Source organism: Ignavibacteriota bacterium, from assembly GCA_016218045.1.
Classification (GTDB): domain Bacteria; phylum Bacteroidota; class Ignavibacteria; order SZUA-365; family SZUA-365; genus JACRFB01.
Window position 1 is genome coordinate 133,872 of the sequence record JACRFB010000010.1, and the last position, 18,913, is coordinate 152,784.

An 18,913-nucleotide genomic window follows, 5' to 3' on the forward strand; every position below is an offset into this window, starting at 1 on the left:
GTCCACATCGTGTGATCAATCTTGCCGTGATCGGACGCTTCGTTCTGAAGGAGCAGCAGGGTGATGCAATTTCCAGGCCAGCATTCCTCCTTGATAATCCGTTCAGTTTCCGACATCCCGCGACACGACCGGTGATCCGTCTGACGGATAGGCAAGCCGGATGCGACAAAACTGACAAACGGATGTCCCAATTCCGAATAGCTGTCGTAACCCGCGCCGACGAATCAACGGGACGAATTCGTGACGATCCGCGCATTTTGACATTGGGAGGGCAGGATGTACATTCAGTGCCTCACCACACACAATAATGGGCGCGCCATGCCTGAGCTTCGCAGCGACATGATACAGTGCCATGTCTGCCGTCCTTCCCCGGATGGTTCGTATGAGCATTTGGTTTTGCAGCGCTCGAGTGATGAGGAAGTGTATCCTGATGTCTGGCAGGTTGTCACCGGAACGATCGATTCCGGTGAATCGGCAGTTGACACCGCCCGCCGGGAATTGATGGAAGAAACAGGACTGGTGCCGCTATCGCTCCATGTAGCACCTACAACCGCCACGTTTTACTCGATGCGAACAGACACCGTGCACATCATTCCCGTCTTCGCGGCAATTGTCACCCGCGACGCGCGCATCCGTCTTTCATCGGAACATCAGGCGGGCGAGTGGCTCGCAGCGGATGACGCGGCCTCCCGCCTGTTGATCCCGTCACATCGAGAGTCGCTGCGCATTGTTCGCGAACACATACTCGGCAACCCCGTACTTGCTGATCTACTCACCATCCCCGTCGTGATACCACCGGTCACACCTTAGGAGGAAACCATGCGCTTGCGCCAGCATTACTTCTCATTCATCGCCGCACTCATCGTTTTGGTCAGCGGTATTTCAGGTTGTTCATTTACCACCGCTCATTTCGAGGAGGCCACGCTCGCCCGCAGCATCGGCGAGAACAAGGAGCCGATCGAACGGGTTCAGAGCTTTCATCGTTGCGACCGTACGATGTATTGCACCGTGAAAATGGCAAACACGCCGCAGGACACCAAGGTCAAGGCCGTCTGGCGCCATTTACCCGAGGGCGGCTCAGCGGAAATCCTCGACTCGTCCGAGGTCACAGTGGCGTCCGATGTATGGATCGCTTTCCATCTCGCGATTTCCCGCGACGGCTGGGTGTACGGCAAGTACAGCGTCGAACTTTTCATTGATGGGAAATCCGCGCAGACCCTGTCCTTCAATGTCGAACCCATGTTCAAGGACGGCCTGATCCGCGAGGCAACCATCGCATCTGCTGTTGGCGAGGACCAGTATCCGCAGGACCGCACGGCGACATTCGCGACAACACCCGCGGTGGTGTATGCCGTGATCAATACGGCGGATGCTCCCGAAGGCAGTGTCTTTTCCGCGCGCTGGTATGCAAAGGATGCCGCGGGAACACAGCAGGACATTGTATCGACGGACTTCCCTTTCGCGGGTTCGGGATGGATCGCCTTTTCGCTGCGGCCCTCGGGCAATTTTCCACCCGGCACGTATTATTGCGATATTGCGGTGAACGGCACGACCGCTAACACACAATCTTTCACCATCGGCACACCATGAGCACCTCCGTATTAATCGGTATTCCGGATCTTCTCTTCAGTTCCAAAGTAAACGCGGTGGCGCGGCAACAGGGCATCCCTGTTGTCGCCACCTTTACAAAGCATGATCTCCTCTCGAAGGCGCACGGCGAAACTCCGTCGATGTTGATTCTGGATCTTAATGCCGACGCCCTCGCACCGCTGGAATCCGTCGCCGCGATGAAGAGTGATCCGCATACCCGCGGTATCGCAGTGGTCGGCTTCCAAACCCGCATTGACGAAACCCTGCGCACGTCGGCTGAAGAAGCGGGTTGTGATCTCGTACTCAGCCGGAGCCAATTCATTGAAGCGCTGCCCGATATATTGAGCGGGAAACTGCTCAAACGCTGATCGCGTTTCACCCACACCATCCGGGAACCGAAGGTTGCCCGTATCTTGTTGCCCATCAGAGTGTTAGCACTCGATGCCGACGAGTGCCATCTTGACGCACTTTGTGTATTTCCCTATTTTGCCCCGTGCTGTGTGTACGTCACACAGTGCGCAATGATGAATGAGAGAGCGGAACGAATCGCAATACCATGACTGAGCAGGACCAGAGAGATCACTACGGATTGAACTCGCGCGAGCGTCTCGTGCTGCAGCATATTATCCGTCAGTACATTTCGACGGCTAATCCTGTCGGCTCACGTACCGTCTCAAAGCAGGTGGAATTGAATCTGAGTCCGGCCTCGATCCGGAATATCATGTCAGATCTCGAGGACAAGGGGCTCATCGGTCATCCGCACACATCCGCGGGCCGGATCCCGACAGACACAGGCTACCGCTGCTATGTCGATTCGATCATGCAGCAGGAATCCCTGAGCGCTCTGGAGATCGACATGATCGAAGCGCGGCTGGATGAGTCGCGCGGCTCGGTCGAGGATATTATCCGCGAGAGTTCACGGCTCTTGAGCCAGATATCGCATCAGCTTGCCATTGTCTCCGCGCCCGATGTCGGAAGCGGCCGCCTGGAACACATCGAACTGCTCTCCGTATCGAGCACGCGTATCATGGCGGTACTGTCCATCAGTTCCGGTTTTGTGAAAACGATCGTGATGGAAATCGCCGCCGAAGTGCCCCGCCATACCCTGCAGCAGTTGTCCTCGCTTCTGAACGAGCGGCTCGGAGGACTGACACTGCGGCAGATCCGCGAAACCTTCACCGACCGCATCCGCGATTCCCACATAGGGGAGCCCTCGCTCATTGAACTCTTTGTGCAATGGAGCGACCGCGTGTTTTCGGACTCACTCAACGACACGCGCCTCTATATCGAGGGAGTAGGCCTGATCTCGCAACAGCCGGAATTCGGCGACGCCGAACGGCTGCGCAACATCATCGAATTGGTGGAAAACAGAAACATCATCGTGCATGTCCTCGATAGCTGCACCGATGACACGGCATTGACGATACGTATCGGCCGCGAACTGGAAGACGAAAAACTTCGCGATTACAGCATCGTTGCCGCGCCCTACCGGGTGGGGCAGGTCGGCGGCACCATCAGCGTCGTCGGACCGAGGCGGATGGATTATCCGCGCATGATCAGCGCCGTCGACGTTATTGCGCGCTGCATCTCCACATCTTTTCAGGAATGAAAGTTTCCATGGACACCACACAATCATCCGATCATGCTCCGGACGAAAACGAGGACCGCCTCGACGCACAGCAGGCCGACGACACGACGGCACAGCTCGCCGAGGCACAAACCTCCATCGATGCGCTGAAGGATCAATTGCTCCGCCGCGCGGCGGAATTCGAAAACTACAAACGCCGGACGCGCGAAGAGCAGCAGGCACTTGTCAAATACGGGAACGAGGGCCTTGTGCTCGAACTGCTCGCCGTGCTCGACGACTTCGAACGATCGATGAGGGCCGGCAAGGAGCATCCCGACTTCGACTCCTTCTACGCGGGAGTGGAACTCGTCCAAACGAAACTCCTCAAGACACTGGAGGCACGGGGGTTGAAGCGCATGCAGGCAGCAGGTCTGCCCTTCGATGTGGATTACCACGACGCGCTTCTGCAAGTACCTTCGACCGAAGTCGAGCCGGGCACCATCCTCGATGAAATAGAGCCGGGATACATGTTGCACGAACGCGTGATTCGACACGCAAAAGTTACCGTCGCCTCGGCGCCGGCAGAATAACGAGCCATCAAAGCCGGGCGAAAAACATGAAACGAGATTATTACGAGGTGCTCGGCGTAGGCCGCTCTGCATCGATAGACGAGATTAAAAAGGCATACCGAAAACTGGCCATGCAATATCATCCGGACCGCAATCCGGATAATGCTGAAGCCGAGGAGAAGTTCAAAGAGGCCGCGGAGGCGTACGAGGTTCTGGGCAACGATGAAACCAGACGGCGCTACGATCAATTCGGGCATGAGGGCTTGCGAGGCGGCGGCCCGCAGGGATTCAACGACATCAATGACATCTTCAGCCGCTTCGGCGACATTTTCGGCGGTGCATTCGGCGGCGGAATTTTTGAGGAGATGTTTGGTGGTGGAGCGCGATCCGGACGGCGCCGCGGACAGACCGGCACGCCCGGCTCGGATCTTAAAATGCAGATTCAACTCACTCTCGAGGAAATCGCCGACGGCGTCGAGAAGACCATCAAGGTCAAGAAACAGAAGACCTGCGATACCTGTACGGGCAGCGGCGCGAAACCGGGAAGCTCGAAGAGCACATGCACATCGTGCAACGGCAGCGGCGTGCTGCGACAGATTTCACGCTCCATCTTCGGGCAGATAGTATCAGAAGTTGCCTGTACAAATTGTGGTGGCGACGGGCAGATCATCCGAGATCTCTGCCCCGACTGTTCAGGTGAAGGACGCGTGCAGGGTGATCAGACGCTGAAAATACGCGTGCCCGCGGGCGTGCACGAGGGGAATTACATCACACTGCAAGGCCAAGGAAATGCGGGGCGCCGCGGCGGTCAGGCGGGCGACATTCTCGTGTATATCCGCGAGGAGGAACACGAGTATTTCGTACGTGAAGAGGACGACGTGATCTACGAACTGCTGATTAGTTTTCCCGACGCAGTCCTGGGAACAGAGGTCGAGATCCCGACATTAAAAGGAAAATCGCGATTGAAAATTCCGGCCGGGACCAGCGCGGGACAGATTCTCCGCATGCGTGAGAAAGGCATCGCTCACCTGCAGGCGCGCGGTCGCGGTGATCTGCTCGTGCGGATTCACATTCATGTCCCGACGAATCTTTCCGGCAAGGCAAAGGATAAGATTCGGGAACTGAATTCCGTTTCAGGCGTACAACCTTCTGAGGCGCGCTCAAAGAAGGGTCTCTTCGGGTCCGTGTTCGACGCGTTCTCGTAAGAATCCGGGATAGGGCGTGCACCGCAGGCGCTCACAACGGGAGACACGTGTCATGATGCAGAAATTTTTCGCGACAAGCCGACGCTTTGGTTTCACTCGGAACGAAGCGGTTGTTGTTTTATTCCTATCGATTACGGCCATGTGTGGCGGTCTCGTGCGGCTTTTCACACCGGCGGCGGAGAAACACTCACTAGCCGATGCCTACAAACGGCACGATTCGGTATTTGCTGCGCGAAGCGCCGCGCTCGTGCCTCGAGAGAGTGATGGCGCAGTGACCACGCATCCCTCCTCGAGAGGAACGGCACACGCTTCGGAGACACCCGCTGAGGCCTCCATCAATCTGAACACGGCCAGCGCGGAGAACCTTGCCACGCTCCCGGGTGTCGGGCCTTCAATTGCGCGGCGTATCATCGAATACCGCGATTCGCAGGGAATCTTCCAGGCGGTTGAAGACCTGATGAATGTAAAAGGTATCGGCCCCAAAAAATTTGAACGCATAAAACCGTATCTTTCCACGGCTCTGACTCCAAAATAACGGACACAACGCTGACAGCGCAGGCCCCATTCCCGCATGGCATTGAGACATCATATCGGCATCGAGATAACGCGCGCGGAGTTCCGACTCGTCGAAATTCGCATGAACGACGGCCTCGTGGTCGTGCTGCGTTGCGGCGTCTATCCGACCACACACGCGTTTGGATCCTCTTTGCTGCATCAGGTTCCCTTCGATCACGCGCTCGCGAAGAGTTTTGTACACGACGCGTCGATCATGTTCCATGAACGAGCCCTGTTTGCATCCCACATGTCGATAGTCGTACCGGACCACGCGGCTGTGCTCACGGTCCTGCCCGTGGAAGAACGATTCCCGGAAGCGGATCTGCAGGAACATCTCCAGTGGGAATGCGCAACGTTGTCAGGCCTGCCCGAGGGGACAAGATTCCGGGTCCGTACACGGGAGGCGGGCAGAAGCGGCGACCAGCGCCTCAGGTTGCTTGCGGGCATGCCGCAGACAACGATCGATTTCCTGACGGCCACTTTCTCGCATTTGACCTTTGCCGTTCACGCGATCGAAGTCGAACACCTCCTGTTTGAATCGATGCTTCCGGCGCCCGCAGATGGCGCCACACCCGCACGTGCCGTGCTCGGCATGCACGAACATCTCTGCACCTCGAGCATTGTATCGGATGCACATCCGGCCGGACTCAGGTCGGTAGCCGTCGACACTTCAGAGACACGGATCCGCACGGCCCTGCATTCATTGCGCGCGGTGTTGCAGAACACGGACGCCACCATCGACGAGGCCTTTGTCTTCGGTCAACACGGAGACGAACGGGCCCGCGCCGAGCTTGCTTCGGTGACAGGCATTCCCGTTCGCACCTTCAATCCGATGCGGGCTGTCACCTTTCTTTCGGGCGCCGAAGCGGCACACGCGGGCGCATTTCCACCGCATACGTTCAATTCCGCCTTGCTTGCCGCGGTGAAGGGCGCGTCATGAGAGTCATCGCCGGAGATTATGGCGGACGCACTCTCCATCCGCCTCGTGGACGCGACTTTCGTCCCACCACCGATCGTGTGAAAGAGACTATGTTCAACATCCTATCCAATCGCGTTTCGTGGGAGGATGCACGCGTCTGCGATCTGTTCGCTGGTTCGGGAAGTCTCGGCATCGAGGCGTTGAGCCGTGGCGCTGGATCGGCGGTATTTGTGGAAAAGGACAGGGATTCGCTCGCTGTTTTAAAAGCGAATATCGCCGCACTTCATCTTGAGGACCGCTGCACGGTGGTGCCGGTGCCGGTGGAGCGATGGCTCACAAGCAACACCACCGTGTTCGATGTTGTGTTCGCCGATCCGCCCTATAATTACAGCGCGTATGACGCCCTGCTCCTGCCTGTTGCTGAAGGCCGCTGCCTGGTGGAAGACGGCGTCCTTTGCATCGAGCATGCACGCGGGACGCAGTTTGACGATGCCGTGTCCGGAGTCCGGCTCGACAGTCGTATCATCGGCGATACCGCGCTTACGTTTGTTTCTCGTTCAGACAGCAGCCCGGAGGAAACACGATGAAGACGGCCGTCTATCCCGGCTCCTTCGATCCCGTCACAAACGGACACATCGATGTGCTTGAACGCGCGCTCGAGATCTTTGATACAGTCATCGTGACAGTAGCGGTCAACTCCTCGAAAAGTACGCTGTTCACGATCGACGAACGTGTAGGCCTGCTTGAAGAAGCGGTGGCCGGATATGATCGGGTGAAAGTGGACCGCTTCGAGGGGCTTATAGTCGACTACGCAACACGACAGGGTGCCGTGGCGCTGGTGCGTGGATTGCGGGCGGTTTCGGATTTTGAATACGAATTCCAAATCGCCCTGATGAACAGAAAAATCGCGGGCAATCTCGAAACTGTCTTCCTGATGCCGAATGAAAAATATACATACCTGAATTCGTCCATCATTCGTGAACTCGCGCGGCTTCATACCGACGTATCGGATTTTGTTCCCCCTAATGTCCGTGATGCGTTGATCGGGCGATTCCGCGAAACCTGATCGGTGCCCGGCTCATCATATCAGGTACCATTGATTCACCCGTACCACCTTGTAGCGAAAGAAGGATACACCAATGCCAACGTACGAATACAGATGCGACTCCTGCGGACACCTCTTCGAGAAGTTCCAGACCATGAAGGATGATCCTCTGAAGGATTGTCCATCATGCGGAGCACCCGCATTGCAACGTCTCATCGGCGCGGGTGCGGGACTCCTTTTCAAGGGGACGGGATTTTACCTCACCGATTATCGTAAATCGGCGACGCAGCCCGCGTCCGCATCTTCATCGTCGACATCGGAAAAAAAGGAAACCCATTCATCTTCCTCGAACTCCGCATCCAGCGCTCCGTCATCATCAACACCACCCGCGGCATCGGAGAAATCGTAACACCGCATTCCGGCTCAATGCCGGCAGGCATTCAGGGTGACGTGCCCGCGGCGAGCAACCGTCTCGCTGCAGCGACGACACGGTCGGATCCCAGCAATTCCATACATTCAAACGTGCCTATGGGGCAGCGGTTCCCACCGTGTATTGCACAAGGCCTGCAGGAAAGATCGGTCCGCTCGACAATTTCGTGTGATACTCCGTACGGCGCGAAACCGAATCGTGGTGCGGTGGGTCCGTAAATGTCGACGACGGGGGTGCCGACCGCAACGGCAATGTGTACGGGAGCGCTGTCATTGCTGACAAGAAGACGCGCACGCGCAATGAGAGCGGCGGTGGACTGGAAGCGCAGCACCCCGGCTGCATTGACGCAGACGCCGGGTCCCGCGGCCGCCTCGACAGCAACACAGACGGCAGCGTCATCGGGTCCACCTATCAGTATAACAGCGTGCTCTATTGAGAGCGCTATTGCCGTTTCCGCGAAGCCGCGGATGGTCCATCTTTTTGTCGCCCACACGGATCCGGGTGCAAGACACACGTAGGGCGTATCACCTACGGTGTCGCTCACAAAACGCGCAGCGTCTTCCACGTCTCTGGGCGAGGGAGCGAGCAGCGGCTGCGCGTTCCTGTCGACGCGAGCATCTATACATGCGAGCAAATCAAGGTTTCGCTGCACCTCATGCGCATCCTTCCGGTAGGGCACGGCATCGGTAAACAGCCAACTGCCGGCCGAGCGGTCGAACGCCACACGCCGCGGGGCACCCGTGGCAAACGCGAGCAGCGCACTGCGCACCGATCGATGCGGGCACAATACCAGCGAATAGCCGGTTGCGCGTAGCCGTCGGGCAAGCGCCGTCATGCTTTCGCGTCCGCGTTTGTTATAGACGATCACCTGGTGCACATCCGGGTGTCCTTCAACGAGTGCTGCTGTCGCCGGGATGCACAGGAGATCGATTCGTGCGCCGGGGAGGAGCCGCGCGGCCTCCTGAACAAGCGGGAGCGCGAGGATCAGATCACCCGCAAATGCGGTCTGTATTACAAGGACACGAGTCACCTGGACAGTTGCTCTTCTCTCGTTTCGGCGACCGGATTCGCTGTGGCTGCCGCCGGGGGAGTATGTTTCCAACGTCGGTGCTGCCACAGCCAGTGCCCGGGATTTGCACGTATGCCCTGCTCCAATACTTTGACATGCCTCTCCGTAAAGATGCGGATGTTTTCGTCCGTCGCGCCGGAGAGGTCGTCGCTTGGAATCGACTCGAGCTTCACATCGTACGCTCCATCGTCGCGTCGCACTCCCAAGCCCATCAGCACGGGCGCCCCGTATTTCAAGGCGAAGATTGCAGGGCCCTCGTATGTTGCGGCTGGCCTGCCGAAAAAGTCCACAAAAAGTCCTCCGCCGGGTCCGCTTTGATCGGCAAGAATCGCGACGATACCCCGCTCACGGAGTGTGCGCACAACATCCCTGACGGCAACCCCCATCGGGACGGTCCTGTTGCCCATCGACGTGCGCCATCGGTCGATCAGCGCGGCCACGCGTGGATTGTGTGGCGGATGCACGATCACCGTGTACTTTTTTTCCAAAGCGAGGGCGCTGCCGATGGAGAGCCACTCCCAGTTTCCGAAATGGCCCGACATCAGCACCAGACCTCTGCCACGTTTTAATGCGTCCTCAATGGCCTCGGGATTGACAATTCGCACCTCCCGCGAGAAACGCTCTCGCGTCATGCGCGGAGTCCACATGAGTTCAAAAATTGCGGTGACCAGGTTCCTGTGCGCCTCGCGCGCGATGCCTCGCAGCTTCCGCTCCGGAAAATCCGGGAATGATGCGTGGAGATTGTCCAGAGTAAGCTTTTTTCGCACGGGCACAAGTGTAAACAGGAAATCAGCCGTCGCCCGGGCGGTAGAACGCACCAGAGACAGGGGAAGCAGCCGGAGTATGCGTCCGACACCGGAAAATGCCCAGTACTCTATCGTGTGCATTGTTGAAGCCGTACTATCGGATCAGCGGGTCCGAATATGGCTTTGCCAGCTTGGATTGCTGATCTCGTCGCGCATGGTTGAGTGCACGAGTTCCAATTCGTTGAAACCGCCCTTGTCCACAAACACAAACTCCACGCCGCTCTGTATGCTGTCGTAGGTCCACACTTCATAGGGTTTGGTGTCGCTTTCCACCTGATTGCGCTGTACGTAGTCCGGAGGCCCGTACATGATGTACACGCGTCCCCTGTCGGTCTTCCATCCCTGCCGGTAGGAGGTCCGATAATGCTGGTTCGTGTATTGGACACGCGCCTGATAATCGATGTACGCCTCGTTGACGGGAGTCATCGTGTCGGGATCACGCGTATTCCAGAACTGTGTCAGGAACTTCCGTTTCGGTTCAGCACCGGACAAAGAGGACCACAATTTCTTTTCATCGCTCGTCGCGATGTATATGGCCGACGAAAACTGCGCGTCGAGTTCATCCTCGGCAAGCGAGGCAAACTCATAGGCGATGCTCGCGACCGCGCGGCGAATGACGCTGCTGTCGGCGGCGACGGATGGATTGTACACATAGAAGCGCTTGCTCTGCGATACGCGCATTGCGCCCGTCGTGTCTCCATACGAGAGAATCAGCGTGTACACTCCCGTGGGAAGCGTGCCTGCCGCGTGTCCGCCCGTCTCGACGCGAGAAGGATGCCGTCCCGTTTTTCTCTGCACCTTGGCGGCCACAGTGTTGCCGTACGAGCTCACTATCTCACTGCGAATGGAATAGACGTCAAGATCCGGATTGTACAGCTCCGCGTAATACATGACAGCCGGAAGCGAACCGCCGAAAATGAGCGGAGGATTCGGGACCACTTCCAGGGTGTTCTTGTAGAACATGTTTGTGGTGTCGCCGCTCGCTCGTTGAACGGAGCTGCACAGTTCAATGTCGCTGAACCGCACGCCACGCGCGGAGAAAGGCCGCACTTCGAGCGGGAATTTAATGGTATCACCGCGGGAAGGAAGGTCCTCCTGCCGGCCATAGACCGTGACCGCGTACCGCCCCGGGGCAAGTGTAAACTGGATCTTGCCAATCAGCAGACGCGCGTCGCTGGCGGATGTGTCCCCTGTCTGCACCGGTACGCGCCAGATCCGCGAGAGCGGTTCGCTTCCCGCCTGCTCACGGCTCACAATCGCCGTCATCATCACCGACGCGCGGTAGGCGCCCTGTTCATTTCTATAGGCGAGGGCGCTGCGCGGGAAGGCGTACCACAGTTCCACATAGGATTTTTCTTCGTCATAACGGAATGCTCCGGCGTCGGCCCAGACCTGGAAGCGCGTTTGAGCCACACAGGACAGGGCGGAGCAGCAGAGCAGCGTGATGACGAGAGAGGTGCGGACGAACATGATGTGCCTCCAGATTGATACACGGCAAAATACTCAGGTGCCCTCATGGAAACCAGACGGCGCGGACCTGACGGCGTTTACATTTCTCCGGTAAAACACGGGATGGCGGAAAAGGTGACACCTTATGGAGCGCAATAAAAAGGGCCGGTCCACCCGGACCGGCCCTTGTGCAAATCAGTGCGTTGTCAGAATCCGACGTTCACGGTGAACACGTGGCTGCCGTCGAACACGCGGCTGATACGATAGGCGTAGTCCAGACCGAGCGAAATGTCGCCGGCGGAATAATTCACGCCTGCACCAAGCGCGCCACCATACAGGTAAGCGGGATCCGCGAATTCATCTTCCGCTGCGTCACCCGGCACATTGAAGGAGCCGCGGACGAAGAACAGGTTGTTGAATCCGTACTCGAGACCGATCCTGTACTGGTCGCTCTGGAAGTTGTTGTTCTCGAAGGCGCCTGACACGGTGAGCGAGTGCATCTCTGCAAGCGCCTGCGTGTAGGCCACTCCGAGTTCCAACGAGGTCGGCATGCCGAAACCCGCGGCGTCGATTTTCAGAAGCTGCGCGTCGCGCTTTGCCGACGATTCCTTCGCCGAACGATAGAGGCCCGGACCATCATACGCCATGTTGCCGCCGAGGTGACGAAGCGTCACGCCGAGCTGCAGACCGCGCACGCCGGCCAGACCGGTGTACTGCACGCCGACGTCGAAGGCAACACCCGCCGCGGAAACGCGGTCGATGGTCTCCGACACGATGTTTGCCGTCACACCGGCGCGGATGCGATCCGTGAGCGCACGCGAGTACGTCAGACCAATGGTGACAAAGGTCGGCGAGTACGTCGCGTTCGAGCCGTCAGGATTGCGTTCGTCGGTGAGTTTGATATCGCCGAACGACATCGATTTGATTGTGAATCCGAGGTGACCGAAGCCCGAGAAATTGGCCCCGATACCGACGTACGAGACGTCGATGCCGCCGATGTGCGACATCTGCGAGAAAGTGGCTTCCGCACGGGCTGTCGAAGCGGAAAGACCCGCGGGATTGTAGTAGATCGCATTGACGCCGGTTATGCCGGCGGTATACGAACTGCCCAGCGCGACTCCGCGGGCGCCCACCGGAATCAGGAGCTGTTCCGCTCCCGCGGTGCCCACGCGATTGCCGCCACCAGCCAGTGCCGTCGCGCACGCAACCGCGAGCACAACAACAACCGCGGTGAGTGATGTGAGCATTGTACGCATAGTGTGGTTCTCCTTCATTCTTGTCAATTCAATCTTCCATTTGTGGTTCGCGGGTGTCGTCATTCCCGTCCTCGCTCGCTAGATGCGATCGAGGTACTGGGTTTCAGACACGACGCTGAGCTTCAGAATCTTCTCGGTGCCGAGGTCCGGCATCTCGATGTGGATGATGTACACACCGCTGGCCACAGGGAGATTGTTCTCGTTCTGGAGATCCCAGTTGAAGATCTGGCTGGGGCTGTCCTTCTTGAAGGACTTCACCAGCGTTCCGGAGAGCGTGTAGACCCGGAAGTTTGCTTTTACCGGCAAATGGTTGAAGGTGACGAACCGCTGGTACTTGTTCAGTTCCTGCGCGTTGGCGCCATAGTACGGGTTCGGGAACACGTTGATGTTGTCCACATCCTTCGTGGCGTTTTCCGTCGTGAAGGATGCTTTCTTGGTCGTGAAGGAATACACATCTTCCTTGGTGAAAGGCACCTTCGGCACGATGGTCCACGTGTCGCCTTCGCGCCAGGGCATCGTGGTCGGGTAATTCTGGTTCGCGATATGCTGGAACCAGCCGGCATACATGAGCGGCATGGTCGCCGCGCCGTTCGGGAAGATCGGGGTTGCTGTGTACGCGGGATTCGGATTGCCGTCGTACACTTCGTCGAGAATGAAGAGATACTCGCGGTCGCCCTGAAGGACAGGATCCCACGTCTGGTTCATGCGCGGTCCGGCGTTCTGCTCGACAAACGCAAAAGCGAGCTGCTTCTGCTTTGCAGGATCCGAACTCGAGACGTCCCATACCTGGAACGGACACGCGAAGTACCCCTGATACGCGTAGTTCGGGGACGCGCCACGGCGGTAGTTGTATCCCTTTTGCCACTTGGCCTGATCCTTCGTGAAACGGATCTCGACCGTCTTTTTCACTTCGTACCACGGGATGGTTGTTCCCCAGCCCCATGTCTCACCATTTTCCCAATCAACGGTCGCTTCGTACACCTGCGGTCCGCCGTTCCAGGAGATGCTCTGGATCGGGTTATCGTAGTCGGGGATGCCCGAACCGTTCGCGCCGATGATGAAGCCGTCGATGGAGAAATAGTCGGACTCAAGACCGTTGTACGCGGTGGCCTTGTCCACAAGACGCACGCCCTTGACCTTGTTGGTCACATTCCATGCGTACGAGGGGAAGTACAGCGTATCCGGATCGACGATGATCTCGACAACGCCCACCGAATCAAACGTCACTTCATACGTGTCGCCTGTCAGGAGCATCGGGTCGATGACCTTCACCTCAATCTCGCCAGTCGAGAAGCCCTGGTCGTGATTGGCACGGATCGCATCATTGTACAGGATGCCCGCACGGTAGCCGGGATCCAGGGTCTGCGGACGGACCTCGATGATACGCGGCGTCGATTCGAGCTGATGCGGAGGCGGAGCTTCCTCGTCCGGATTGTACGAGTAAGCCGTGACCGCGTAGTAGTACGGCTGATTGTTCACGAGCGGACGATCGGTAAGAAAGTCGCGTGTGATTTCGATCGAACGGGCTAGACCCGCGTCGGAACCGAACTGCACCGGCAGGCGCACAACGGCACCGCTGCGATCGTCGATGACCTCATCGAAAATAGTGGCGATATTGTCGACCACATCGAACGTCGCGACACGTTTGGCATCGGCGAGTGTCGAACTCTTGGTCGGGAACTGATACACGTTGTAGCCCTGGAACTTGTATCCGCGATCGATGAAATTCTCGGACGCAAGAGCACTCGGAGCATCGCCCCAGTGGAGCACGATCGTCTGGTGCTGCAGCGACGCCTTGAGATTCGGCGCCGGCGGAGCTTTCGGAAGATCGAAATTGTTGTCGAACGCGAGCTGGGCAAAACGATCGTAATACTTGAGAACCTGGAGACTCGACAGGCGATCGGAGCCGCGGCCGACGATGGTCGCAACAACAACTTCCTGCGTGTCACCCTTCGCAAGCGTGAACGGTCCGGTGCTCATCAGGATGCGGCGGTCGCCCGGCGAGTGCACGAGGCCGTCGATCCATCCGGTCTTGGTGATCGGATCGCCCGCGAGACAGAACTTCGACTGGAGTCCCGTGGTGGGATCCGTGATCGGGTTGCCGGAGTACAGACGGCTGCCCATGTAGTTGTACATCTGCGTGGCACCAGCCGCAAGACCGAGCTGTGGATCGCGATAGATACCGTCGGAATTGATGTAGAATGCAAACGACGAGACGCCGAGATTCTTGTATCCTTCGCGAAGACCAAAATTGTAGCGTGCGACATCGGAGGGATCGCCCTGTACAATGGGACCTTGGAAGAAGTCGTATCCCGCTGCCGGTGGGACGCCGTAGATGCCGTCTTTCGCGAAGCCGTTGTACACGTAACCGAGCACGAGGGTGGTGTCGATACCGACAAAGTCGTCGTTCGCGTCGCCGAGATCAGGATCCGACCACTTCGAGAAATAGACATTGTCAAAATCGTTGGTGCCCTTGTTGATGACCGTGTACTTCGTGAAAATCATGTTGCCGAGAGGACCGGTCTGCTCATAACCCCAGACCATGGTCTGCACTTCGAGACCAACACCGGCGGTGCCGTAGAGATTGAGCGCGCGGCTGTCGTCGAGATCGTTCGACACAAACCACAACACCTCGTCTCCGATAAACCATGGCGTGTCGAACGTCGTGGCATCGCCCTTGGAAAGCCAATCGTAGAAGTTCGGCTCATAGATGCCGTTCTTATTCTTGTCGACGAAAGGCGCGCCGTCTGCAGTCGGCCATTTTTCGAAATCATTGTGCAGGCGGGTGGAGTCGTCGTTACTCATGCGAGCGTACGATTCCGGGGTCGCCTTGCGGACTTTGTAGATAGTGTAGCGGGGATCCGATGCATCAGCACGGGTTCCGTCGGCCTTGATCGGACCGGCGGCGAGACCGTAGCGATACGTGGCGCCGCCGACGCGAATTTCACCACTCACCGTGCCGCCCCAGATGAGACCGTCGGTGAAGATGGAGTACTTCGCGCTGCCGCGCGGCCATTCCAATCCCGATGCGTCGTTGCGCGGGTTGTGCGCAGTGGCGCCGTTATTGGAGATCCACATCAGGATGTTGTTGATCGAGATGAAGTCCCAAATATCGTTGTCGGTAGTTTTGGACATTCCTTTCTGCGACTTGTCACCGCCGGGCAATTCGCCCGCGGCCAACGGGGCAGCGAGCCCCAGGAGCGCCAGCAGCAGGAATGCGTTGCGGAGTTGTTTCATGCCTACTCTCCTTTGTATGAACAAAATTTCGTCTTCACAGGGTGTGTGTGCCTGCAGCCGCATCAGAAGTCCACACGGAGGCCGAGGAAGATCTGCCGGGGACCGGCGTAGGTTCCTGCGTTCAGTATGTTCATCTGATAGTAATAGTCCTGATACATCTGACGGAAGAGCTGACCTTCCGCCGCGGCATTCGCGGAACCGTTCTCGCGCGCTACGCGCTCGGCCGCTTCCTGAATGCCTTTCAGACGCGACTGGCCTTCCTCGGTGGCGAGGTACCCGTCGTCGTCCGCCGCGCCCGACGTCGAGAAGACGCCTGTCGCGCTGCGGATGTTCAGGAGATTGATCACGCGGAGGTACACGTTGAAATCCAGACCGGCGACGGAGAACGACTTGTCGAGGCGGCCGTCAACGGAGAACACCCACGGCGTGTGCGAGCTGTTGATAGACTCCACAGGCTGACGACGGTTGCCGAAGCTGAATTCGTCGACGCGCGTGTAGGGGCTACCACTGTGGAATGCGAACACCACGTTCAAACCCGTGCGCTCAAGGAACTTCGCGCCGCCGATTGCAGGACCGTCGTCCTTGCCGAAACGGTAGTCGATGTTCACCGAACCGCGATGGGTCTGGTCAAAGTCGAGAGGCATGGTGTACTTCGGCAGGTACGGCGTTTCCGTCGGCGACTGCCAGATGGCGTAGAAGGATTCCGAAGGCGAGGAACCGGTGCCGCGCGCGTCGGAGTACGTGTAATCGAGGGAGGCCTGCATGCGCTCGACGCGACGCAGGTCGAGTTTCAGGGAGACGCCCGAGGTGGTGGCGAAGTCGCCGTTCACCCAGGAATAGTAGGCCGAATGCTGCGCGCCGGCGGCCGCGGTGATCTGCTGCATCTGGATCTGATCGCGGATGTCCTTGTAGAACGCGCCGATGTCGAAGGCCATGTATTCGCCGATCTGCTGACGGAAACCGAAGTCGTACTGCGTGGTGCGCTCGGGCTTCAGGCCGTAACCGACCGGGGTCTGGATCGCGTAACCGCCGCGGATATTCGACGCGCTCACGGAATTGCCGAGATACACGTCGCGGAGGCGCGACTGCTGCACGAACTTGCCGTACTGTGCATAAAACACGGTCTGATCCGTCACCGGGAACGAGAAGCCGAGACGCGGGCTCACTGTTTCGGAGGCGGGCACGTCTTCCATGCCGGCGGGATCGATGTTTCCATTGTCATCAAACAGGACCTTGCGCGGATCCTTGAACTGCTTCGACGCGGTGTTGATATAATCGTAGCGGAGACCGACGTTGATGACGAGGTCCTCGAGTTCGATTTTATCAAGTGCGTAGAACGCAGCAAACACGGGCTCTTTCGGACCGTCGAATTCCGTATCGTCGGTCGCGCCATACATGTCATACCCGTAGTAGTTGGAACGCGCTGTAACCGCGAGCTGCTCGGCGGAAATGTCGGGCGTCACGCGGATGTTGCGCCACAGGTTGATGGCGTCGATACCGTAGCTGCGGATCGTGTACTTTGTCGCCTCGCCGCCCACCTTGATTTCGTGGGTACGGCCGATCTGGTGCACGAAGTTGATCTTACCACCGATCGAATTGTAACGGGTCTTCGCGTAATTGGTCATCGGATAACCGAACGGCGTGAAGCTGCCGTCGAACAGGGCGGTCGTCAACGGAAGGTTGTCGCCCGCGCGATACGTGTATCCGAAAGCGGCGTTGGCAATGGAATCGCCGTACGCGAAGATGTTGTGCTTGTGATCGGGATCGTAGGTGATGCCGAAGCTGCCGAAGTAATTCAAGTAGATTTCATAGAACGTACTGTTGTTCAGGAGATGCGTCATCTTGAGGTTACCCGCGTAGTTCTCACCCTCATTCAGACTAGCGCGTCGCTCGTTTGCCAGCGCGCCGATTCCCACGCCACCACGGCTGGTGCTGTAAGAATACGATCCACCGAGACGGAAATTGATCGGGCTGAGATCGATGGTCAGGTTACCATTGCTGGCCCAGTTCTGACCCGCCTGATTCGGGATATACGCGGCCGGGAAGCTCACGTTCACTTTCTCGGCATTCTGGCCATTGGACGGATCGAAGATGCCGATCTTGTTCCTCTCGGACTCCGGAAGGAGACTGTGCGCCGCGGTGCTACGAAGCGCCGCGTCGTACATCTGCGTGAGGTTGATCGCGCGGCGGTTAATACCGCCTGTGCGCGCGAACGAATTCTCGCCGGCAACAAAGAATTTCACCGGGCCCCACAGCGGGCCGCCGACCGTCATCGTATAGACGCTCGTACCAGTGCTGTATGTGCCAAGTGCTGATTCGCGATCGGGGATCGCGGCATTGAGTTTGCTCAGATCGTATTTACCGGTGGCGGCATCATAATAGCCGGGCACATCAGACAGCGTCACGGGACGCTTGCTGTAATCCCAACCGGTCCAGTAAAATCCGTCGGTGAACGCTTCAAAACCGACCTGCAGACGACGACCGCCCGAACGGGTGGTGGTGCTGATCAGACCGCCGTTGGCGCCGCCGAATTCAGCGGAGTAACCGCCGGCCTGGAAGTTTACTTCCGCGATGGAATTCTGAATCACGGTCAGGGCGCGTCCGCCGGCGAGCGGGTTGTTCACAACCACGCCGTCAACCACGTACCCCGTCGCGTCGCCGCGGCTGCCGCGGACGAACAGTGTGCCACCAGACGAAACAACACCGGCCTGAAGGGCCGCGATGCTTTCGACACCGCGGACCGGCAGGTTCTCGATATCTTCCTGCGTGACGGTGCTCTTGCTGTTCGTCACGTTTTTATCGACGAGCGGGCGCTCGGCGATAATCTCCACTTCGCCGACCTTGTAGGCCTCGGACGGAAGCTGGAAATCTTTCTGCGTCGTTTCCTGGCTGCGAACCAGCACGTCGCGGATGGTGATATTCTGATAGCCCACATATGTGGCGACCAGAGTGACTTTACCGATGGGTACGTTCAGAATTACGTACTCACCATTGATGTTGGTGGTCGCGCCGCGCGATGTGCCGTCGATCTTGACGTTCGCGCCGATCAACGGTTCGCCCGTCTCGCGATCCATTACCTTTCCTGCTATTTTGCCCGTCTGCGCGAACAGCGCTGCTGGGATGAACACAAAACAGAGGATGGCAATCAGCATCCTTTTGTGCATAATATCCTCCTAAGAACTGTGTGTTTCAGTACAGTCGAAAGCCGAAGATGGA

General features: G+C 58.0%; 17 protein-coding genes. 11 read left to right on the plus strand and 6 right to left on the minus strand.

The annotated features are described in order from the left end of the window. The first annotated feature begins 276 nt into the window (after window positions 1-276). The 11 genes from HY962_02945 (at window position 277) to HY962_02995 (ending at window position 7,859) form a co-directional block, all read left to right on the plus strand. Window positions 277-810, plus strand: coding sequence for an NUDIX domain-containing protein (locus tag HY962_02945; protein ID MBI5645865.1), 534 nt, complete (start codon window positions 277-279; stop codon window positions 808-810). A 9-nt stretch (window positions 811-819) separates the two neighbouring features. Continuing rightward, window positions 820-1,590, plus strand: coding sequence for a hypothetical protein (locus HY962_02950; GenBank protein MBI5645866.1), 771 nt, complete (start codon window positions 820-822; stop codon window positions 1,588-1,590). Next, window positions 1,587-1,958: a hypothetical protein gene (locus HY962_02955; protein MBI5645867.1), complete on the plus strand. Its 372-nt coding sequence runs from the start codon at window positions 1,587-1,589 to the stop codon at window positions 1,956-1,958. The genes HY962_02950 and HY962_02955 overlap by 4 nt, the downstream gene beginning before the upstream one ends. A 188-nt stretch (window positions 1,959-2,146) precedes the next feature. Continuing rightward, the gene (gene hrcA / locus HY962_02960; protein MBI5645868.1) at window positions 2,147-3,199 is read left to right on the plus strand and encodes a heat-inducible transcription repressor HrcA; all 1,053 of its coding nucleotides are present in this window, start codon (window positions 2,147-2,149) and stop codon (window positions 3,197-3,199) included. Between the two features lie 8 nt (window positions 3,200-3,207). Continuing rightward, window positions 3,208-3,747 (plus strand): nucleotide exchange factor GrpE, encoded by a 540-nt coding sequence (gene grpE / locus HY962_02965; GenBank protein MBI5645869.1) that lies wholly within the window; start codon window positions 3,208-3,210, stop codon window positions 3,745-3,747. Window positions 3,748-3,773: 26 nt separating this feature from the next. Then, a complete protein-coding gene (gene dnaJ / locus HY962_02970; protein ID MBI5645870.1) occupies window positions 3,774-4,931 on the plus strand; it encodes a molecular chaperone DnaJ in 1,158 nt (385 codons plus the stop codon). Window positions 4,932-4,983: 52 nt separating this feature from the next. Beyond that, window positions 4,984-5,466, plus strand: coding sequence for a helix-hairpin-helix domain-containing protein (locus HY962_02975; GenBank protein MBI5645871.1), 483 nt, complete (start codon window positions 4,984-4,986; stop codon window positions 5,464-5,466). A gap of 36 nt (window positions 5,467-5,502) precedes the next feature. Continuing rightward, entirely contained in the window at window positions 5,503-6,426 is a 924-nt protein-coding gene (locus tag HY962_02980) for a hypothetical protein (protein MBI5645872.1), read from the plus strand. Further along, window positions 6,423-6,992 carry a 16S rRNA (guanine(966)-N(2))-methyltransferase RsmD gene (gene rsmD / locus HY962_02985; protein MBI5645873.1) on the plus strand — a complete coding sequence of 190 codons (570 nt, stop codon included), beginning with the start codon at window positions 6,423-6,425 and terminating at the stop codon, window positions 6,990-6,992. The genes HY962_02980 and rsmD overlap by 4 nt, the downstream gene beginning before the upstream one ends. Beyond that, window positions 6,989-7,471, plus strand: a complete 483-nt coding sequence (gene coaD, locus HY962_02990; protein MBI5645874.1) for a pantetheine-phosphate adenylyltransferase — start codon at window positions 6,989-6,991, stop codon at window positions 7,469-7,471. Before rsmD ends, coaD begins: the two co-directional genes overlap by 4 nt. A 73-nt stretch (window positions 7,472-7,544) precedes the next feature. Continuing rightward, window positions 7,545-7,859: a zinc ribbon domain-containing protein gene (locus tag HY962_02995; GenBank protein ID MBI5645875.1), complete on the plus strand. Its 315-nt coding sequence runs from the start codon at window positions 7,545-7,547 to the stop codon at window positions 7,857-7,859. Window positions 7,860-7,890: 31 nt separating this feature from the next. Here HY962_02995 and HY962_03000 read toward each other — a convergent pair whose 3' ends face one another. From HY962_03000 to HY962_03025, 6 genes are all read right to left on the minus strand, one after another. Further along, window positions 7,891-8,910 carry a glycosyltransferase family 9 protein gene (locus HY962_03000; protein MBI5645876.1) on the minus strand — a complete coding sequence of 340 codons (1,020 nt, stop codon included), beginning with the start codon at window positions 8,908-8,910 and terminating at the stop codon, window positions 7,891-7,893. Beyond that, complete coding sequence (locus HY962_03005) at window positions 8,907-9,836, minus strand: hypothetical protein (GenBank protein MBI5645877.1); 930 nt, start codon at window positions 9,834-9,836, stop codon at window positions 8,907-8,909. Before HY962_03005 ends, HY962_03000 begins: the two co-directional genes overlap by 4 nt. A 21-nt stretch (window positions 9,837-9,857) precedes the next feature. Beyond that, on the minus strand, window positions 9,858-11,225 hold the full coding sequence (locus HY962_03010) for a GWxTD domain-containing protein (protein ID MBI5645878.1): 1,368 nt from the start codon (window positions 11,223-11,225) through the stop codon (window positions 9,858-9,860). Window positions 11,226-11,410: 185 nt separating this feature from the next. Beyond that, window positions 11,411-12,460, minus strand: a complete 1,050-nt coding sequence (locus tag HY962_03015) for a PorV/PorQ family protein (protein MBI5645879.1) — start codon at window positions 12,458-12,460, stop codon at window positions 11,411-11,413. Between the two features lie 78 nt (window positions 12,461-12,538). Further along, window positions 12,539-15,697: a T9SS type A sorting domain-containing protein gene (locus HY962_03020; GenBank protein MBI5645880.1), complete on the minus strand. Its 3,159-nt coding sequence runs from the start codon at window positions 15,695-15,697 to the stop codon at window positions 12,539-12,541. A gap of 62 nt (window positions 15,698-15,759) precedes the next feature. Next, window positions 15,760-18,861, minus strand: a complete 3,102-nt coding sequence (locus HY962_03025; protein ID MBI5645881.1) for a TonB-dependent receptor — start codon at window positions 18,859-18,861, stop codon at window positions 15,760-15,762. Between the last annotated feature and the right edge of the window lie 52 nt (window positions 18,862-18,913).